The sequence below is a fragment of the Solibacillus daqui genome (genome assembly GCF_028747805.1).
GTDB classification, from domain to species: Bacteria; Bacillota; Bacilli; order Bacillales_A; family Planococcaceae; genus Solibacillus; species Solibacillus daqui.
This window is the reverse complement of the sequence record NZ_CP114887.1, coordinates 3,332,432-3,350,217: the sequence shown is the minus strand read 5'-3', so window position 1 is coordinate 3,350,217 and position 17,786 is coordinate 3,332,432. Positions and strand designations below refer to the sequence as shown.

The 17,786-nt window shown below is 37.7% G+C and carries 19 protein-coding genes; 16 read left to right on the top strand and 3 right to left on the bottom strand.

The window, feature by feature from the left end; all coding sequences use genetic code 11:
• Positions 1-12 precede the first annotated feature (12 nt).
• Positions 13-1,248, top strand: a complete 1,236-nt coding sequence (locus O7776_RS16410; protein WP_274308035.1) for an EAL and HDOD domain-containing protein — start codon at positions 13-15, stop codon at positions 1,246-1,248.
• 93 nt (positions 1,249-1,341) lie between these two features.
• Here the strand turns inward: O7776_RS16410 and O7776_RS16405 are convergent, their stop codons facing one another.
• Genes O7776_RS16405 through O7776_RS16395 form a run of 3 tightly spaced genes read right to left on the bottom strand, consistent with a single transcriptional unit; the run spans position 1,342 to position 4,207 of the window.
• Positions 1,342-2,136: an ABC transporter ATP-binding protein gene (locus tag O7776_RS16405; protein ID WP_274308034.1), complete on the bottom strand. Its 795-nt coding sequence runs from the start codon at positions 2,134-2,136 to the stop codon at positions 1,342-1,344.
• Between the two features lie 14 nt (positions 2,137-2,150).
• Positions 2,151-3,206 carry a FecCD family ABC transporter permease gene (locus O7776_RS16400; RefSeq protein ID WP_274308033.1) on the bottom strand — a complete coding sequence of 352 codons (1,056 nt, stop codon included), beginning with the start codon at positions 3,204-3,206 and terminating at the stop codon, positions 2,151-2,153.
• A complete protein-coding gene (locus O7776_RS16395; RefSeq protein WP_274308032.1) occupies positions 3,206-4,207 on the bottom strand; it encodes a FecCD family ABC transporter permease in 1,002 nt (333 codons plus the stop codon). The genes O7776_RS16400 and O7776_RS16395 overlap by 1 nt, the downstream gene beginning before the upstream one ends.
• Before the next feature lie 181 nt (positions 4,208-4,388).
• Here O7776_RS16395 and O7776_RS16390 point away from each other — a divergent pair, with 181 nt between their 5' ends.
• The 15 genes from O7776_RS16390 to O7776_RS16320 all read left to right on the top strand — a co-directional run bounded on the left by O7776_RS16390 (position 4,389) and on the right by O7776_RS16320 (position 17,719).
• Positions 4,389-5,369, top strand: a complete 981-nt coding sequence (locus O7776_RS16390; RefSeq protein ID WP_274308031.1) for an ABC transporter substrate-binding protein — start codon at positions 4,389-4,391, stop codon at positions 5,367-5,369.
• A 231-nt stretch (positions 5,370-5,600) separates the two neighbouring features.
• A complete protein-coding gene (locus tag O7776_RS16385) occupies positions 5,601-6,464 on the top strand; it encodes a YitT family protein (RefSeq protein ID WP_274308030.1) in 864 nt (287 codons plus the stop codon).
• Between the two features lie 52 nt (positions 6,465-6,516).
• A complete protein-coding gene (gene cccB / locus O7776_RS16380) occupies positions 6,517-6,834 on the top strand; it encodes a cytochrome c551 (RefSeq protein WP_274308029.1) in 318 nt (105 codons plus the stop codon).
• A 135-nt stretch (positions 6,835-6,969) separates the two neighbouring features.
• Positions 6,970-7,908 (top strand): HPr(Ser) kinase/phosphatase, encoded by a 939-nt coding sequence (gene hprK / locus O7776_RS16375; protein WP_274308028.1) that lies wholly within the window; start codon positions 6,970-6,972, stop codon positions 7,906-7,908.
• A 60-nt stretch (positions 7,909-7,968) separates the two neighbouring features.
• Positions 7,969-8,835, top strand: a complete 867-nt coding sequence (gene lgt, locus O7776_RS16370; protein ID WP_274308027.1) for a prolipoprotein diacylglyceryl transferase — start codon at positions 7,969-7,971, stop codon at positions 8,833-8,835.
• Between the two features lie 57 nt (positions 8,836-8,892).
• Positions 8,893-9,534 (top strand): pyrophosphatase PpaX, encoded by a 642-nt coding sequence (ppaX, locus tag O7776_RS16365; protein ID WP_274308026.1) that lies wholly within the window; start codon positions 8,893-8,895, stop codon positions 9,532-9,534.
• A gap of 2 nt (positions 9,535-9,536) precedes the next feature.
• Positions 9,537-10,070, top strand: a complete 534-nt coding sequence (locus tag O7776_RS16360; protein ID WP_274308025.1) for an acyltransferase — start codon at positions 9,537-9,539, stop codon at positions 10,068-10,070.
• Between the two features lie 277 nt (positions 10,071-10,347).
• The gene (locus O7776_RS16355) at positions 10,348-11,508 is read left to right on the top strand and encodes an ATP phosphoribosyltransferase regulatory subunit (RefSeq protein WP_274308024.1); all 1,161 of its coding nucleotides are present in this window, start codon (positions 10,348-10,350) and stop codon (positions 11,506-11,508) included.
• Positions 11,509-11,510: 2 nt separating this feature from the next.
• On the top strand, positions 11,511-12,134 hold the full coding sequence (hisG, locus tag O7776_RS16350) for an ATP phosphoribosyltransferase (protein ID WP_274308023.1): 624 nt from the start codon (positions 11,511-11,513) through the stop codon (positions 12,132-12,134).
• Positions 12,135-12,147: 13 nt separating this feature from the next.
• Entirely contained in the window at positions 12,148-13,431 is a 1,284-nt protein-coding gene (hisD, locus tag O7776_RS16345; protein WP_274308022.1) for a histidinol dehydrogenase, read from the top strand.
• Entirely contained in the window at positions 13,431-14,021 is a 591-nt protein-coding gene (hisB, locus tag O7776_RS16340) for an imidazoleglycerol-phosphate dehydratase HisB (protein WP_274308021.1), read from the top strand. The genes hisD and hisB overlap by 1 nt, the downstream gene beginning before the upstream one ends.
• The gene (gene hisH, locus O7776_RS16335) at positions 14,018-14,638 is read left to right on the top strand and encodes an imidazole glycerol phosphate synthase subunit HisH (protein ID WP_274308020.1); all 621 of its coding nucleotides are present in this window, start codon (positions 14,018-14,020) and stop codon (positions 14,636-14,638) included. Before hisB ends, hisH begins: the two co-directional genes overlap by 4 nt.
• Positions 14,632-15,390, top strand: a complete 759-nt coding sequence (gene hisF, locus O7776_RS16330) for an imidazole glycerol phosphate synthase subunit HisF (RefSeq protein WP_274308019.1) — start codon at positions 14,632-14,634, stop codon at positions 15,388-15,390. The genes hisH and hisF overlap by 7 nt, the downstream gene beginning before the upstream one ends.
• The gene (hisIE, locus tag O7776_RS16325; protein WP_274308018.1) at positions 15,387-16,010 is read left to right on the top strand and encodes a bifunctional phosphoribosyl-AMP cyclohydrolase/phosphoribosyl-ATP diphosphatase HisIE; all 624 of its coding nucleotides are present in this window, start codon (positions 15,387-15,389) and stop codon (positions 16,008-16,010) included. The genes hisF and hisIE overlap by 4 nt, the downstream gene beginning before the upstream one ends.
• Positions 16,011-16,186: 176 nt before the next feature.
• On the top strand, positions 16,187-17,719 hold the full coding sequence (locus O7776_RS16320; protein WP_274308017.1) for a tetratricopeptide repeat protein: 1,533 nt from the start codon (positions 16,187-16,189) through the stop codon (positions 17,717-17,719).
• The last annotated feature ends 67 nt before the right edge of the window (positions 17,720-17,786 follow it).

Here is a 17,786-nt window from a genome sequence, read left to right as displayed (position 1 = left end):
AGGGAATTTAACATGGAAGTTTTCATCGGCAGGCAACCTATATTTAATAGTGAAGAAGAAATTGTTGCGTATGAGCTTTTATATCGAAACAATGGTGTAAATAAATTTTCCCAAATTGATTCCGATAAAGCGACCATAGATGTTTTGATCAATTCGTTTATAAAGATTGGTTTTCAGGAAGTATCGAATGGGCTCCCATCTTTTATCAATTTTACGGAAAATTTGATTATGCAGGAGGAGCTTCATTTTTTAAATCCGACAAAAGTAGTGATTGAACTTTTAGAGGATATCCCAATTACTCCAGCTTTAATTGATCGACTTAAAACAATAAAGCGCGATGGTTTTAAACTAGCATTAGATGATTTTACTATGGACGAAAGCGTGCTCATCTATGACAATTTGTTTGAGTTAGTAGACTATATTAAAGTAGATTTTATACAGACATCAGAACAAGAGAGAGCCATTATTGAAAATAAAGTAAAAGCCAAATTCCCGCATATTCAACTACTTGCAGAAAAAGTAGAAACACGTGAGGATTATGAACAGGCAAAGAATTCAGGGTATTCATTGTTTCAAGGTTATTTCTTTCAACAACCGCAAATTTTAAAAGCTACAGACATACCAGCAAACCTATTTCAATATTTCCAAATTATTTCGTTATTGCGTGATGAAAATACGAATATTGATATGTTAGTTGAATATATCGAACGGGAAATCTCATTAACCTATCGCCTATTAAAGCTAATTAATAATTCATCAAAGCGTTCGAAATCGAAAGTTCGTTCTATTAAGCAGGCAATATTATTACTAGGGCTAACAGAGCTTCGAATATGGATTTACTTACTAGCGATGCACGAGTCAGATATACAGCAAAAAGGCGAGATATTCAATGAATTAATGTATGCGTCGTTATTCAGAGCGAAAGTATGCGAAAAATGTGCGCGATTAAATTATCAAAATAATTATTCAGAGTATTTTTTAATTGGATTATTTTCATTAATAGATGCATTATTAAATCGTCCAATCAATTCGATTTTAGTGCAACTGCCTTTAGCGGAAAATATTATAGAAACGATTAGCGGTGCCGAGACAGAAATGATGCCATATTTGCAATTTAGCATTGCGCTAAGCAAATTAAATTGGGCGGAAATCGAACCTCTAGCGCGACAATTAAACATTTCGGTAGATCAGATTTTACCGATCTATGAAGAAGCACGCGTTTGGGTGGATGAAGCAATTCATATATGAAATGTATATTGAGGCTGCTCCGTGAAAAAGAATAAGGTATAGTTAAATAAATAAGGCACTTCCTGTTCAAAATCGAACAAGAAGTGCCATATTTTAGATTTTATGCCCTTTACCATATGGAATACATAAAGGTGTACCGAAGATCGGATCATCAATCATTTTACATTTAAGATCAAATACATGTTTTACCAATGTGGAAGTCATTATTTCTTTAGGTTTTCCTTGATTAAATACTGTCTGATTACGAACAGTTATGATGTGATCGGCATAACGACATGCGAGATTTATATCATGAAGGACCATAATAATTGTTCGATTTTGCTGTTGATTCAATTCAAATAGCAGATCTAATACTTCTATTTGATGTGTTAAATCCAAGTATGTTGTTGGTTCATCTAACAAAATTATATCTGTATCTTGGGCAAGAGTCATCGCAATCCATGCGCGTTGACGTTGACCACCAGAAAGCTCGTCCACGGATTTATCTTGAAGGTGGTCAACACCAGTTGCTTTTAATGCATTCAAAACTATTTCCTCATCTTTTGGTGTCCATTGTTTTCTCCAGCTTTGATGAGGATAACGACCTTGTTTAACAAGTTGTAGAACTGTCAATCCCTCCGGTGCCACGGGTGACTGAGGGAGAATGGAGAGTTTTTTTGCTACTTGTTTTGTTGATAACTTAAAAATATCCGATCCATCTAATAATACAGATCCTTGCTTCGGTTTTAATAATCGTGCAATTGAGCGTAAAAGCGTAGATTTTCCGCAACCATTGGCACCAATTAACACGGTAATCTCATTCATTGGAATAGACAAATCTAGATTTTCAATGATGTTTATATCACCATAACTAAGTGTAAGTGATTTTGTTTCTATAGATACAGTCATGCAATCTGACTCCTTTATTTCCTAGGGTTTCTAAATAATAAATAGATGAAGTAAGGAGCACCAATGGCAGCGGTAAATACACCAGCTGGTACTTCTAATGGACTAAATGCAGTGCGACCAATAATGTCTGCAACCATAACGAGTAATGCGCCTATTGCTGCGGATGTTGGTATTAAAACACTAAATGATGGACCTACAATGCGTCGAGCAATATGTGGTGCCATTAAACCGACAAACCCTATTGCACCAGCGAAAGAAATGGCGCTAGCTACTAAACTCGAGCTTAGGATTAATAAAAGGAGACGTGTTTTTTGAACAGATTGTCCTAAGCTCCCCGCCATATCATCACCCAGTTCTTGTACATTTAATTGTCGTGTAATAAAAATTGTGATAAGTAGAAGTGCCAGTATCACTGGAATAATTATTTGAACCTGTTCCCAAGTTGCACTTTTAACACTTCCTGTTATCCACTTATTCGCTTCACTTGCCTTATAAATGGGGCCAATAATCATCAGCATCGTTGTGATAGCTTGCATAAAAGCGGAAACACCGATACCGATTAATACAAGGCGGTTGGGTGTTACACCATCTTTCCAAGCAAATAGGTACACGATCATACCAACGAAAGTAGCTCCGATAAAACCAGCTAGAGGTAGCCATTCAATACTAACTGTTAAAGAATGATTAGAATCACTGAAAATGGCTAAAAAACCAACAACAGCAACACTACCACCAGCTGAAATGCCAATTATATCAGGAGAAGCTAGTGGATTTTTAATAATTCCTTGTAAAATGGCACCTGCTACTGCCAATGCCATTCCTGCAAATGCAGCAATAAAAATTCTTGGCAATCGGAAATCGACAATAATTAATTGATCGAATTCAGTACCTTTACCCATGAAAACTTGGAACACCTTAACAGGGTTAATAAATGATTCACCTAATGAAGCACTAAATAAGAAAACAGCTATTGCAATAATGCTAATAATCGATATTTTTTTTGAGGCTCTCACATCAAGTAAAAAGGATATTTTATTTTGTAATAAACGAATGGGTTTGAAATGCTTCATTATTTTTTTCCACCTTTTCGCGCAAGGTAAATAAAGAAAGGTGTCCCGATTATTGCTGTCATAACTCCTACAGGTACTTCTTGAGGCATGATGATATAACGGGCTGTTACGTCTGCAAGTAGTAAAAGAATGCCACCTAATACAGCAGCCATTGGGATAACCCAACGATGATCTGTACCAACAAACTTTCGTGCAAAGTGGGGTACCACAATCCCGATAAACCCTATAGGACCAGCTATTGCAACTGAACCACCGGCTAATAGAATAACAATAAGGCCAACCGCTACCTTCATGAATCCTAAAGGTAACCCTAATCCTTTTGCTACATCATCTCCAAGCGCAAGAATATTCATTTTTGAAGAAATCAGTAGAGCAGCAATCCAACCAACTACTAAATAGGGTAGTACAGCAAGTAAGATTTCAAGCTCTCTCCCTTGTACAGATCCAGCCAACCAGAATAGTACTTGGTCGAGCTCTGCTTCATTTGTTGCTAGTAACCCTTGAGTAAAAGACGCAAATAAAGCACTAATAGCTGCTCCAGCTAAGGTTATTTTGACAGGGGTTATTGCATCTCTACCTGACGAACTTATGCCATAAACAGCTAGTGCTGCAATTGTTGCACCTAAAAATGCAATCCATGCAAAAGATTGCAGACTCGATATATGGAAGAAAATCATTGCAAATACGACTGCGAAGCCGGCTCCCGCATTAATTCCTAGTATCCCAGGCGAAGCTAAAGGATTCTTCGTTAATGTTTGCATAAGTACTCCAGTTATAGCTAAGGAAGCACCCACACAAGTAGCAATTAGAGCTCTCGGGATGCGAACGTTTTGAATGATGATGTGTTCGTTAGAATTATTGAATTGTGTAAATGATTGATACGTTGCTTGGATGGAAGTATCTGCATAACCATATACAATACTTATACCCATGCATAAAAGTAAAAGTAGCATTCCTACTATTAATGCAATCATTTTTGAAAAATTACTTTTAAAAATCATTAGGTCAAACTCTTTTCTAAATAGATTGTTTTTACAATAAAAAATAAAAATTTATTAATTATTTATTGACAGTAATAGATTCTTGCAATATTATTATTATCGTTCTCAATTAAATGAAATTGATTCTCATTTTCAAAAAATCTACTAAAACATTCTATCACATACATCGGGGGAAGAAAAGATGCAAAAAGTATTTCGTAAATTACTAGTATTGCTTGCAGTAGTGGCTGTATTTGCCCTAGCAGCATGTGGCAATACAAAAGAAGAACCGAAAGAGCAAAAATCAAATGAGAGTAAAGCATACACTGTACAACAAGCTATGGGTACAACAGAGGTAAAAGATACACCAAAACGTGTGGTTGTTTTAACAAATGAAGGAACGGAAGCAATTTTAGCTTTAGGAATTAAGCCAGTTGGAGCAGTTCAATCTTGGACAGGTGATCCTTGGTACGATCATATTAAGGACGATATGGAAGGTGTTGAAGTTGTAGGCACTGAAAGCGAAGTCAATATTGAAAAAATTGCTTCATTGAAGCCAGATTTAATCATTGGGAATAAATTAAGACAAGAAAAAGACTACGAAAAACTGAGCAAAATTGCTCCAACAGTATTCTCAGAAACATTACGTGGTGATTGGAAAGAAAACTTCAAACTATATGCAAAAGCAGTAAATCTAGAAGCTAAAGGTGAAGAAGTTTTAAAAGCTTACGATGATAAAGTACAATCTGTCAAAGGGAAATTAGGCGATAAAACAAATCAAGAAGTTTCATTTGTCCGTTTTATGGCTGATAAATCTCGTATCTATTATACTGATTCATTCTCAGGAGTTATTTTTGATTCATTAGGATTCAAACGTGTACCAGCCCAAGCTGAATTATTTAAAGATAATGCAAAATTAGGGAATTTAGCTGTTGAAGTTGGAAAAGAAGTAATTCCGAAAATGGATGGAGATGTAATTTTCTACTTTACTTACATGCCAAAAGATGATAATTCAGCTTTAGCTACTGAAACAGAGTGGACACAAGATCCACTTTGGAAAAATCTAACTGCTGTACAAAAAGGAAATGCGCATAAAGTTGACGATGCAATTTGGAATACTGCAGGTGGTATTCTAGCAGCTAACATTATGCTTGATCAAGTAGAAGAAATCTTTACGAAATAAAAGTTTCATAAAGGTACTTCACCTATTATATGAATAAAAAAACGCTATACTTTTATCGACATAATGATGAAAGTATAGCGTTTTTCATTTATCGTCCCAACTAAATGCTATACTGAAATTCTATTTGTTTTTTGTACAATGTTAACTATATTTCCTTTAACGTAATGAAGTTCTCTTTTATGTATGAATTTGCTATAATTCAATGGAATTTGGAAAAAAGTGAGGATTTACATGGAAAAGACAGTTTATCAATCACGTAATTCTGTGAAAAATGTTATACAGGAATATATATTTGTAATTGTTGGTGCAGCGGTAATTGCACTTGGTTTCAATGTTTTTTTATTCCCAAACCAAGTCGCCTCTGGTGGTGTTAGTGGAATTAGTACAATATTACACGGTATGTTTGGCTGGAATGCAGGAATTGTGCAATATGCGTTCAATATTCCATTATTTATTGCAGGTGTTTTAGTTCTTGGGAAGAAATTTGGTGTGAAGTCTCTAGTAGGGACATTGGCATTACCAATGTTCGTTATTTTAACAGAGGATTGGGAGCCTTGGACATTAAACCCGTTATTAGGTTCAATCTTTGGTGGAATCATCGTTGGTTTCGGAATTGGTTTAGTGTTTAAGGGTAATGCATCTACTGGTGGAACAGATTTGTTAGCACAAATTATTACGAAATATACGGGTCTAACCCTTGGGACGAGCGTGCTGTTAATTGACGGAATTATTGCGATAAGCGCGGCAATTGTATTTGATTTAGAAAAAGGGTTATATGCACTTATTGGCCTTTATGTGACGACAAAAACAATTGATATTATTCAACTCGGTTTTAGTCAATCTAAAATGGTCTATATTATTACACAAAGGGAAAACGAAGTGCGTGATGCAATTTATAAAGATGTTAACCGGGGTGTTACGAAGCTGTCTGCGATTGGCGGCTATACAGGTGAAAATCGCCCAGTACTAATGGTTGTTGTCTATCAAACAGAGTTCACAAAGTTGAAACAAGTGATAGAAGATGTTGACCCTCAAGCGTTTGTTATCGTATCGGATGCATATGAAGTCTTGGGGGAAGGTTTCAAAAGAGCGTAAATTTGGTATACTGGGAAACGAATAGAAAAGTTCATTTTTGGAGGGGTTCAGAATGAAGAAAAGATTACTTTCTACAATTGTATTAGGGTCTGCACTATTTTTAGCAGCATGTGGTGGCGGTGATTCAGAATCATCAAATGGTGAAACAGCAGAATTAGATGGTAAAAAAGTCGTGCAGCAATCATGTGCAACTTGTCACGGTGGTCAATTACAAGGTGGCAGTGCGCCAGCGTTAGATAAATTAGGCGCAAAATATACACAAGAAGAGATTTTAGATATTATTTTAAATGGTAAGGATCGCATGCCTCCTGGTATCATTAAAGGAGAAAAAGCTGAAGCTGCAGCTGAATATTTATCAGGATTAAAGTAATTTATCTATAAACGATGGGGCGAATAGGCTTCATCGTTTTTATTTTCAAAAATTTAAGTTCAGATTATATAGCAATTGTTGGTTACATGTTAAAATACAGTGGAGATGGGTTGAAGATAGGAGAGTATCGAATTCATGATTCAAGTAATCACAAGAGATGTTATGGAAAAATTTCAGTTGGAATTAGTAAGTGGAGAAGTAGGAATTGGGCGCTATATTACTACAAGTGATATTTCCCGTCCAGGGCTAGAGATGGCAGGTTATTTCACACACTATCCGGCAAATCGTGTGCAATTGTTAGGAAAAACCGAGCTATCGTTTTTTGAAATGCTGCCTAAAGATGAAAAAGTAAGCCGCATGAAGCGTTTATGTTCTGAGCAAACACCAGCAATTATTATTTCACGTGGTTTGGAAGTACCACAGGAATTGATCGATGCTTCCAATGAAAATCATGTGCCTGTACTGATCACGTCCCTAACAACAACTCGTTTTTCAAGCCGATTAACGAACTTTTTAGAAAGTAAGTTAGCACCAACGACAGCGATGCATGGTGTACTTGTCGATGTATATGGTATTGGCGTATTAATTATGGGGAAAAGTGGTGTAGGGAAAAGTGAAACTGCACTTGAACTTGTGAAAAAAGGTCATCGTCTTGTTGCCGATGATAGTGTGGAAATTCGCCAAGAAGGTGAAAACATGTTAATTGGTAGTCCACCGCCATTACTGGAACACTTACTTGAAATTCGTGGTATTGGTATAATTGATATTATGACGTTATTTGGTGCAAGTGCTGTGCGTCCGTATAAACGCATTACATTAATTATTGAACTAGAGAACTGGGATCCTGATAAGTTTTACGATCGTCTAGGATTAGATGAAGAAAAAATGAGAATTATTGATACCGAGGTTACAAAGCTAACCGTTCCAGTACAGCCTGGACGAAATGTATCAGTAATTATTGAAGTTGCTGCAATGAATTATCGCCTGAAAAAAATGGGTGTGAATGCAGCGGAGGAATTTTCACGTCGATTAGATGATATGCTCGTCCCTAGAGATGAAATGGATGATTTTTAAACCATTTATGGAACTACATATTCGTCTACGTGATAATGCTGTAATTGAAGGGAGAATATTATGTCATCAGTTGTTTTAGCCATTAACCCTGTTGCCTTTCATTTGGGACCTATCCCGGTGTACTGGTACGGAATTTTAATTGGATTAGGAATTGTACTTGCTTATTTTATTGCGCAGCGTGAATCGGTGCGCCATGGTTATGATTCAGAGTATATTGCTGATTTATTACTTTGGGCAGTGCCGATTTCGATTTTATGTGCGCGTATCTATTATGTTTCAATGAAATGGGATTATTATAGCCAAAATCCAGGCCGTATTATTGAAATTTGGAATGGTGGAATTGCCATTCATGGAGCGCTAATTGGAGCATTTATTACGGCTTACATTTTTACGAGAAAACGTAAAACGAGTTTTTTACATTTGGCAGATATCGCTGCACCGAGTATTTTGATTGGTCAAATTATTGGTCGTTGGGGCAACTTTGTCAATCAAGAAGCATATGGTGGGCCTGTTAGCCGCAGTTTTTTAGAAAATTTATTTTTACCAAACTGGATTATTGAGCAAATGTATATTAAAGAAGATGGTACATATGTTCATCCAACATTCTTATATGAGTCATTATGGAATGTCATCGGCCTTATTATTTTATTATTCGCGCGCAAGTGGAACTGGCGTCGCGGCGAAATGTTTTTCTTCTATTTAATGTGGTATTCGTTTGGACGCTTCTTTATTGAAGGTTTACGTACCGACAGCTTATATTTAGTAGGTGACTTACGTTCAGCGCAAGTTGTTTCGATCATTGGCTTTGCAGTCGGATTAATTTGTATTATTTACCGCCGTGTGAATGTGAAACCTGCTATTCATTATTTAGATAAAGATAAAGCAACGACAACACCGGCGAAGAAAAAACAAACGAAAAAGAAATAATGATGTAGACCGTTTGCAATTGATGCGAACGGTTTTTTACAAGAAAGAGGCAATAAAATGAAAACAACCGCACTATTATTTGATTTTGATGGTACGTTATTAAATACCAATGACTTAATCGTTCAAACGTTTATGTATATTTTTGACGAAAAATTTCCGGGGAAATATTCGACACAAGACTGCTTACAATTCATTGGTCCGTCATTGAAGCAGACATTTGACGAATTAACGCCAGGTGAAACCGATGAGATGATTGCTAAGTATAAAGAATGGAATGCAGCGAATCACGACGCACTTGTCACAGGCTATGATGCTGTACTCGAAACATTAGAAGCGCTTCATAAAATGGGTATTAAATTAGCAATTGTTTCGACAAAAAGTGGTGAGGGCTTAGCACGTGGCTTAAATATCTTAAAAGCAGAGCACTTATTTGAAGTGATTGTAGGCGTAGATGATGTCGAGCATGTAAAGCCGCATCCTGAACCAGTATTATTAGCACTAGAAAAATTAGGAGTACCAAAAGAAGAAGCGATTATGATTGGTGATAATTCGCATGATATTGAAGGGGGAAAAAATGCTGGTGTGCGTACAGCAGGGGTGGCATGGTCTGCAAAAGGTGTCGAATTTTTAAAAACTTTTGAACCGACATATATGCTGCATCATATGCGCGACTTACTTGAAATTGTGAAAGGGGAATAGCGATGAGACGAACGGAGCGCTACCGTGTACAAGGTGCGAATTCATTATGGAATGTCTATGAGACGGTGTCGTTTTGGAAAGTTATGAAATGCTTTACGGTTATTCAAATTGGTCGAATCACACCATTTTTATCAATGAAAAACTGGTTATACCGTACTTTTTTAAAAATGAAAATTGGTAAACAAACGTCATTAGCGTTAATGGTCATGCCAGATTCGATGTTTCCGGAACGAATTTCAGTTGGTGATAACACGATAATAGGTTTTAATACGACAATATTAGCGCATGAATATTTGATTGAAGAATATCGGTTAGGTGATGTTGAAATTGGAAGTCATGTCATGATTGGTGCAAATTCAACCATTTTACCGGGAGTTAAAATAGGTGACGGTGCGATCGTTTCAGCCGCGACGCTTGTTCATAAAGATGTACCGGCTGGTGCGATGGCTGGTGGAAATCCAATGCGTATTATTTTTACTGCGGAAGAGATGGCAGAGCGTAAAAGATCAGACAACCCAGTTTGGCAAAATAAATAATACAAAAGCAAAATCTCATTTTAGAGGTTTTGCTTTTTTCTTGCGCACAAATACTAATGAAGTAATGGAATCCGGTATGTCTCATCAAAGTTGGCTATAAATTGGTGTATAATAAAATATATCAGAAAATTCTATTTAATAAATCTATTAAGAATAGTGGGTTGACGGTAATCAGTTCTAGCAGTAAAATACTTTCATACACTAATGATTTATCACTCTAGCAGATTAAAGTGGTAATCAGAACGGAAATCTTATTTAAAGTTTAGGATGTGTCAAAATGTCATCAATTAAAAAGTTTGAAAAACCTCTTGGGATGCGCGATACATTTCCCGATATCTACGAAAAACTAGAACAAATCCGTTCAACAGGACGAGAGCTACTTCGAGGACGCGGGTACGAGTTTATTATTACACCTTCTGTTGAATATTACGATACAGTCGGCAAAGCATCGGCAATTTCAGATGCGCGTCTTTTTAAATTAGTCGATAGTCAAGGGAATACGCTTGTATTACGACCAGATATGACAACACCGATTGCGCGTATAGCGACATCGAAATTATTAAAAGAAAAAATTCCACAACGCCTAGCTTATTTTGCCAATGTGTTTCGTGCACAACAGCGCGAAGGTGGACGCCCAGCAGAATTCGATCAAATGGGCATCGAACTAATTGGAGATTCAAGTGTTTTTGCTGATGCAGAAGTCATTATGACAGCGATTGATTTAGTAAAGGCCTATAACATTGAAGATTTCAAAGTAACAATTGGTCATGCAGGTGTATTAAGTTGCATTTTAAAAGACTATACAGAAAGTGAACAACAAGCAAAGGCGTTAAATGAACTACTTGTAAAACGCAATTATGTAGGCTTTGAAGAGGCGGTACTTGCTTTTGATTTACCGAAAACAAAATCGGATGCTTTACTGGCTTACATTGAAGAAGCGATTAGCCTACCTTCAATTGAAGCAATTGAAAAATATGTACGTAAAAACGATGCACTTGAATATATGCGTAATTTATCGCGTATTTTAGATGCTGCGGGTTATGAGCCGTATATCGCCTTTGATTTTACACTTTCAAGTCATATGAGCTATTACACAGGGATGTTATTTGAAGTGTTCGCATCAGGGAGTGGATTCCCATTAGGTAATGGTGGTCGCTATGATGGACTCTTAGAGCATTTCGGTTCACAGGTTGGTGCAACAGGCTTTGGCTTACGTGTAGATCGTGTTTTTGAAGCGATGCCAAAAATCGAAATCGACAACAATGATGTGCTTGTATTATTCTCAGCGGAGCGTTTTTCTGAAGCATTGATACAGGCGCAACTTTTACGTGAACAAGGTAAACAAGTGACATTCCAAGCATATGAAGGTATCGAAAATGTGAATGCACTTAAAGCACAATTTAAACTAGTAAACGAATTTAAAAGCAAGGAGGCATAAGCATGAAAGCACTAACTATTGCGATGCCAAAAGGTCGTATTTTTGAAGAAGCATATGTGATGTTACAAGAAGCAGGCTTTAACCTTCCAGAAGAAGTAGAAATGACACGCAAGCTGATGATTGAAATTCCAGAAGAACAAATTAGCTTCATTTTAGCAAAGCCAATGGACGTACCGGTTTATGTAGAGCATGGCGTTGCAGATATCGGCATTGCTGGTAAGGACGTGTTACTCGAACAAGCACGTACAGTCCATGAGCTACTCGATTTAAAAATTAGTGAATGCTATATCGCATCAGCTGGGTTACCCAATACAACAATGAACGAAATTGCACCACGCATAGCGACAAAATATCCAAACATCGCGATGAAATATTACAAGGGAATTGGCGAGCAAGTGGAAATTATCGAATTAAACGGTTCGATTGAATTAGCACCAATGATTGGGTTATCGGATCGTATTGTCGATATCGTATCAACAGGGCGTACATTAAAGGAAAATGGCTTAGTTGAATACGAGCGTATTGCAGAAGTATCTTCGCGTTTAATCGCAAACCCAGTGAGCTACCGTATGAAGAGCGAGCGTATTCAAGATTTAGTAACACGATTAAAAAAATGTGTGAAATAAGAGAGGCAGCTTTATGAAAATTACAACGTTAACAAGTGATATTTCGTTAAAACGCCAGCTAGAGCAGGGCAATGAACAACAACTGCAAACTGTACGGGAAGTAATTGCGGATGTTCGTGCAAAAGGCGATACGGCGATTAAATACTATAGTGAAAAATGGGACGGTTTCGCACCAGAAAATTTACGTGTGACTAAGCAGGAAATTACAGATGCAGTAAATAATTTTGACTCCCAATTATATATGGATTTACAAGAAGCGGCTCATAATATTCGTCTGTATCATAATGAACAAAAGCGTAACGGATTCCAATTACCGCTTGCTGATGGTTCTTATTTAGCGCAGCGTATTACAGCACTTGATGCGGTTGGTTTATATGTACCAGGTGGTTCAGCAGCATATCCATCTTCGGTACTAATGAATGTGATTCCCGCGCAAGTAGCGGGCGTAAAACGAATTGTTATTACATCACCTGCTGGTAAGTGTGGTAAATTACCAGAAGCCGTGCTAGTAGCGGCATATATTTTAGGGGTTTCTGAAATTTATAAAGCGGGCGGTGCACAGGCGATTGCCGCACTTGCTTATGGTACAGAAACGATTGCACCGGTTGATAAAATTACAGGTCCTGGTAATATTTACGTCGCCTTAGCAAAACGTGAAGTGTTCGGTGAAGTGGCGATTGATATGATTGCTGGTCCTTCAGAAATTTGCGTATTAGCGGATGATACAGCCTATGCTGATGAAATTGCAGCGGATCTTTTATCACAAGCCGAGCATGATACATTAGCGTGCGCAGTATTAATTACGACGAGTGATGATTTAGCCGATGAAGTAGCAGAGCAAGTTGAAATACAGTTAAGTAGATTACCACGTGAAGCAATCGCACGTAAAGCGATTGAAAACTTTGGTCAAATATATGTGGCAGAATCAATAGAAGAAGCGGTGCGTGCGGTAAACTCTTTAGCGCCTGAGCATCTAGAAGTTGTAACGGAAAATGCAGAGCAAGTATCAAAGATGATTACGCATGCAGGTGCGATTTTCATCGGGCGTTATAGCTCAGAACCGGTTGGAGATTACTTTGCAGGAACAAACCACGTGTTACCAACAAACTCAACAGCACGTTTTGCAAGTGGCTTAAATGTTGATGATTTCATAAAACGAACGAGCGTTGTGTATTATAGCCAAAAAACTTGGCAACAAAATGCGAAAAAAATTGCTCGACTAGCTCGTTTAGAAGGGTTAGAAGGACATGCGCGCGCAGTAGAATCACGTGGATGGGATAAAGGAGACGAAGCATAATGCGTTTTGCAAAAATCGATCGAAGTACGAATGAAACAAAAATCACAGTAGAACTAAATTTAGACGGTACAGGTCAAGCAGAAATTAAAACAGGTGTTGGTTTTATGGACCATATGCTCGACCTTTTCATTAAGCACGGTTTGTTTGATGGCAAAATTTTTGCCACTGGCGACACGTGGATTGACGATCACCATACAACAGAAGACATCGGTATCGTATTAGGTCAAGTATTCCGCGAAGCATTAGGTGACAAAAAAGGGATTAAACGTTATGGGAATGCCTTTGTGCCAATGGATGACGCGTTAGCGCAAGTTATAGTTGATTGTTCGAATCGCCCACATTTAGAGTATCGTGTGACACCAACTCTCAATGCTAAAGTTGGCACATTTGATACAGAATTAGTACATGAATTTTTATGGAAGTTTGCATTAGAGGCTCGCATTAATTTGCATGTTATCGTGCCTTATGGTCTTAATACACACCATATTATTGAGGCCATCTTTAAAGCAGTAGCACGTGCGTTAGATGATGCAATCCAAATTGACCCACGCGTAAAAGGTGTGCCATCAACGAAGGGGCTGTTAACGTGAAAATTGGTGTAATTGACTACGGAATGGGAAATCTTTTCAGCGTTGAGCAGGCGTTAAAAAAGCTTGATGCTGAAGTTGTTGTTACAAGTGATAAAACGCAATTGCAAGCAGTTGATGCATTATTACTACCAGGTGTTGGCGCATTTCCAGATGCAATGAAACGCCTAGAAGAAACGGATCTAATCGATTTCATTCAAACAACAAAAAAGCCGCTACTAGGCATTTGTTTAGGGATGCAGCTGTTATTTGAAGAAAGTGATGAAGTTACACCAACAAAGGGACTTGGCATTTTCACTGGACGTATAAAGCGTTTTGAGGGAGTTTCGCGCATTCCACATATGGGATGGAATAATTTAGAATTACTACAAACACCAGATTGGCTAAATGAGCAATCATTACCAGAAGCGCGTCATGTGTATTTCGTGCACTCATTTTATGCGAGCGATATGAATGTCGATGAACTTGTTGCTTATGCGGATTATGAAAATTTACAGGTACCAGGAATTGTTTCAGCGGAAAACTTTACAGGTATGCAGTTCCATCCTGAAAAATCAGGTCAGTTTGGTGTTCACTTATTAACAGCATGGGCGAAAGGGGTTATGGATACAGTATGTTAACGAAGCGAATAATTCCGTGCCTCGATGTAAAAGAAGGCCGTGTTGTAAAAGGTATACAGTTTGTGGAGCTCAGAGATGCAGGTGATCCAGTTGAGCTTGCAAAGTTTTACGATGAGCAAGGTGCTGATGAGCTTGTATTTTTAGATATATCGGCCTCACATGAAGGGCGCGAAACGATGGTGGACGTGGTACGCCAAACAGCGTCCACATTAGCCATTCCATTTACAGTTGGTGGTGGCATTCGTACATTAGATGACATGAAACGTATTTTACGTGCAGGTGCAGATAAAGTATCGGTGAATACCTCTGCGTTAGAACGTCCTGAGTTAATAAAAGAGGGCTCTGATTATTTCGGTGCACAGTGCATCGTTTGTGCGATTGATGCGCGTTACTCGGAAGAAGATGAGACATGGATGGTTTATACACATGGCGGTCGCAATAAAACCGAGTGGAAAGCAGTAGAATGGGCAAAAGAAGCAGTTCGACTTGGTGCGGGTGAAATTTTACTAACGTCGATGAATCAAGACGGCGAAAAATCGGGTTTCGATTTGGCTCTTACAAAAGCGGTACGCAATGCTGTAACTGTACCGGTTATTGCAAGTGGCGGTGCTGGTAATGCTGAACACTTCCGTGAAGTACTTCAAGATGTTGATACAGATGCTGCACTTGCTGCGAGCATTTTCCACTATAAAGAAACGAGCGTAGCCGAAGTAAAAAGCTACTTACAACAAAAAGGGGTTTACGTACGATGAATGTAAAGTTTAATGAGCAAGGATTAATTCCTGCCGTAGTCCAAGATGCACAAACAAAAGAAGTATTAACAGTAGCTTACATGAACGAGGAATCATTACAAAAAACGATTGAAACGAACGAGACATGGTTCTTCTCTCGCTCACGCAACGAATTATGGCATAAAGGTGCAACAAGCGGTAATACGCAACAAGTTGTGTCGATTAAAGCGGACTGTGATCAAGACGCATTAGTAATCGAGGTGCTTCCGGAAGGCCCAGCTTGCCATAACGGTACAACATCATGCTTCACTGAAACAATTGTAGATAACGCACACCCAGGGTCAGTGGCGATTTTACCGCAATTAGTTGAAGTTATTAAACAGCGCGAAATCGATATGCCAGAAGGCGCATATACTACGTACCTATTTGAAAAAGGAATCGATAAAATTTGTAAAAAAGTAGGGGAAGAAGCGACTGAAGTAGTAATTGGTGCGAAAAATCGTGATAAAGAAGAAGTAAAATGGGAAGCAGCAGACCTCATTTATCACCTATTAGTTTTACTACAGGAACAAAAAATAGATGTGTATGAGGTGTTAGAAGTACTACAAAAACGTCACGAAGGTAAAAAACCACAAAAATAATGAGCAAATTTCACGACTTTGTAATGTGAGGTTTTATGCTAATGAGCATAAATATGCTATAATAATAAGAATTGATTAAGGAACGACATCATGCTCGTTCCTTATTTCTTTGTATAAAAACAAGTATAGCCTTTCATATAAAGTAAACGAACGGAAATTTACTCGGAGGAATTTTATTGGAAAATAAACGTTTAAAAGAAAAATCTACTAATGTCGTGTCGTTTGTTCCGAATGGTGATTATTACTACAATAAAGCATTAAAAGCGATAGATCGTGATGAAATGGATAAGGCGTATAAGTACATTAAACGTGCCGCAGATTTAAGCCCGGATGACGCACATGTGTTATTACAATATGGGATTTTAGAAATGGAATTACAAAATTTCGACCATGCTTATGAATTGATTCATACAGCATATAGTATTGAGCAAAATGAGGCAGAAATTGTATTTATGTTAGCTGAAGTTTCAGGCTGTATCGGACATATTGCAGATGCACAAAAATACGCAGCGAAATATTTAGAGATGGATCCAAATGGTACATATATTGAAGATGCAACAGAAATTTTGGACTTCTTTGATTATGTATCGGAATCAGAGGCAATCGAAGATATGGATGAGTATGATGGCGAGAAGCTCGTGGCACAAGAAAAAGCACGTCGTCTAATGGAACAAGGTAATTTTCAGTCTGCAATTGAAGTGTTGGAGCAGACAATAGAGGAATTTCCGGACTTGTGGAACGCTTATAATAATTTAGCACTGGCCTACTTTTACATTGGTGAAGCCGAGCAAGCCCGTGCGCTACTATACCAAGTGCTACGTGAAAATCAAGGGAACTTGCATGCTCTATGTAATTTAGCGGTATTTGCTTACTACGAAAAAAACAATGAAGAGCTTGGTAATTTACTAGAACTTTTAAATAAAATTCAGCCATATGATTGGGATAATCGTTATAAGCTAGGTGCTACTTTTGCGTTAATTGGTGAATATGAAAGTGCATACAAGTGGTTACGTTCGATGAGTAAGCGTGGCTATGAGGGCGACGCTGGATTTTATTTTTGGTTGGCGCAATCAGCACATTTCACTGGACACAAGCAAAGAGCAATTGAGGCGTGGCAAACACTCATTAAAATAGACCCGACAAAAGAAGGCATGGAGCCATGGTTGCATGGTGAAGTTGGGCGTATGCGTAACTCTGCAGAAAACCATCGTGATTTCATCATCCGTCAATTATCAGATGAGCACGAATCGAGCCGATTGTTCGGATTATTTTTGCTGAAACGTTCTGCGCATAGGCAAGAAATTGTGGCCCATCCTACATTATTAAATGTGACAAGTTTTTCTGAACTTGAAAAATTAAGCTTGGCGTATGCTCTTGAATACGAATTTAATCCAACCTGTAAGGAAGAACAGACATTTTTAAGCTTTATGCAAGTTGCAGAATTAATCGTCCAAGCAAATGAATCTATTAATTTAGAGGTAGCACAAATTTTAAGTACTTGGTTTGCACTTGGGGAAATAGCATTTAAGCAAGGCTATGCATTCAAAAATAGTGCGGCATTAGCAGCATCAATTGAATATTCATTTCATGTAGCAATTGAAAATAAAGTAACCAAGAAGGAAATGGCTGAGAAATATGGTATTTCCACATCAACATTAACGAAATATAACGATGAATTATATAAATTTGTACCAACCGACTATGAATAAGCAGTAAATTTGTATTTGTTACAGTAATCTTATACGATAAATACTAGGAATAGGTACACGCAAGAGG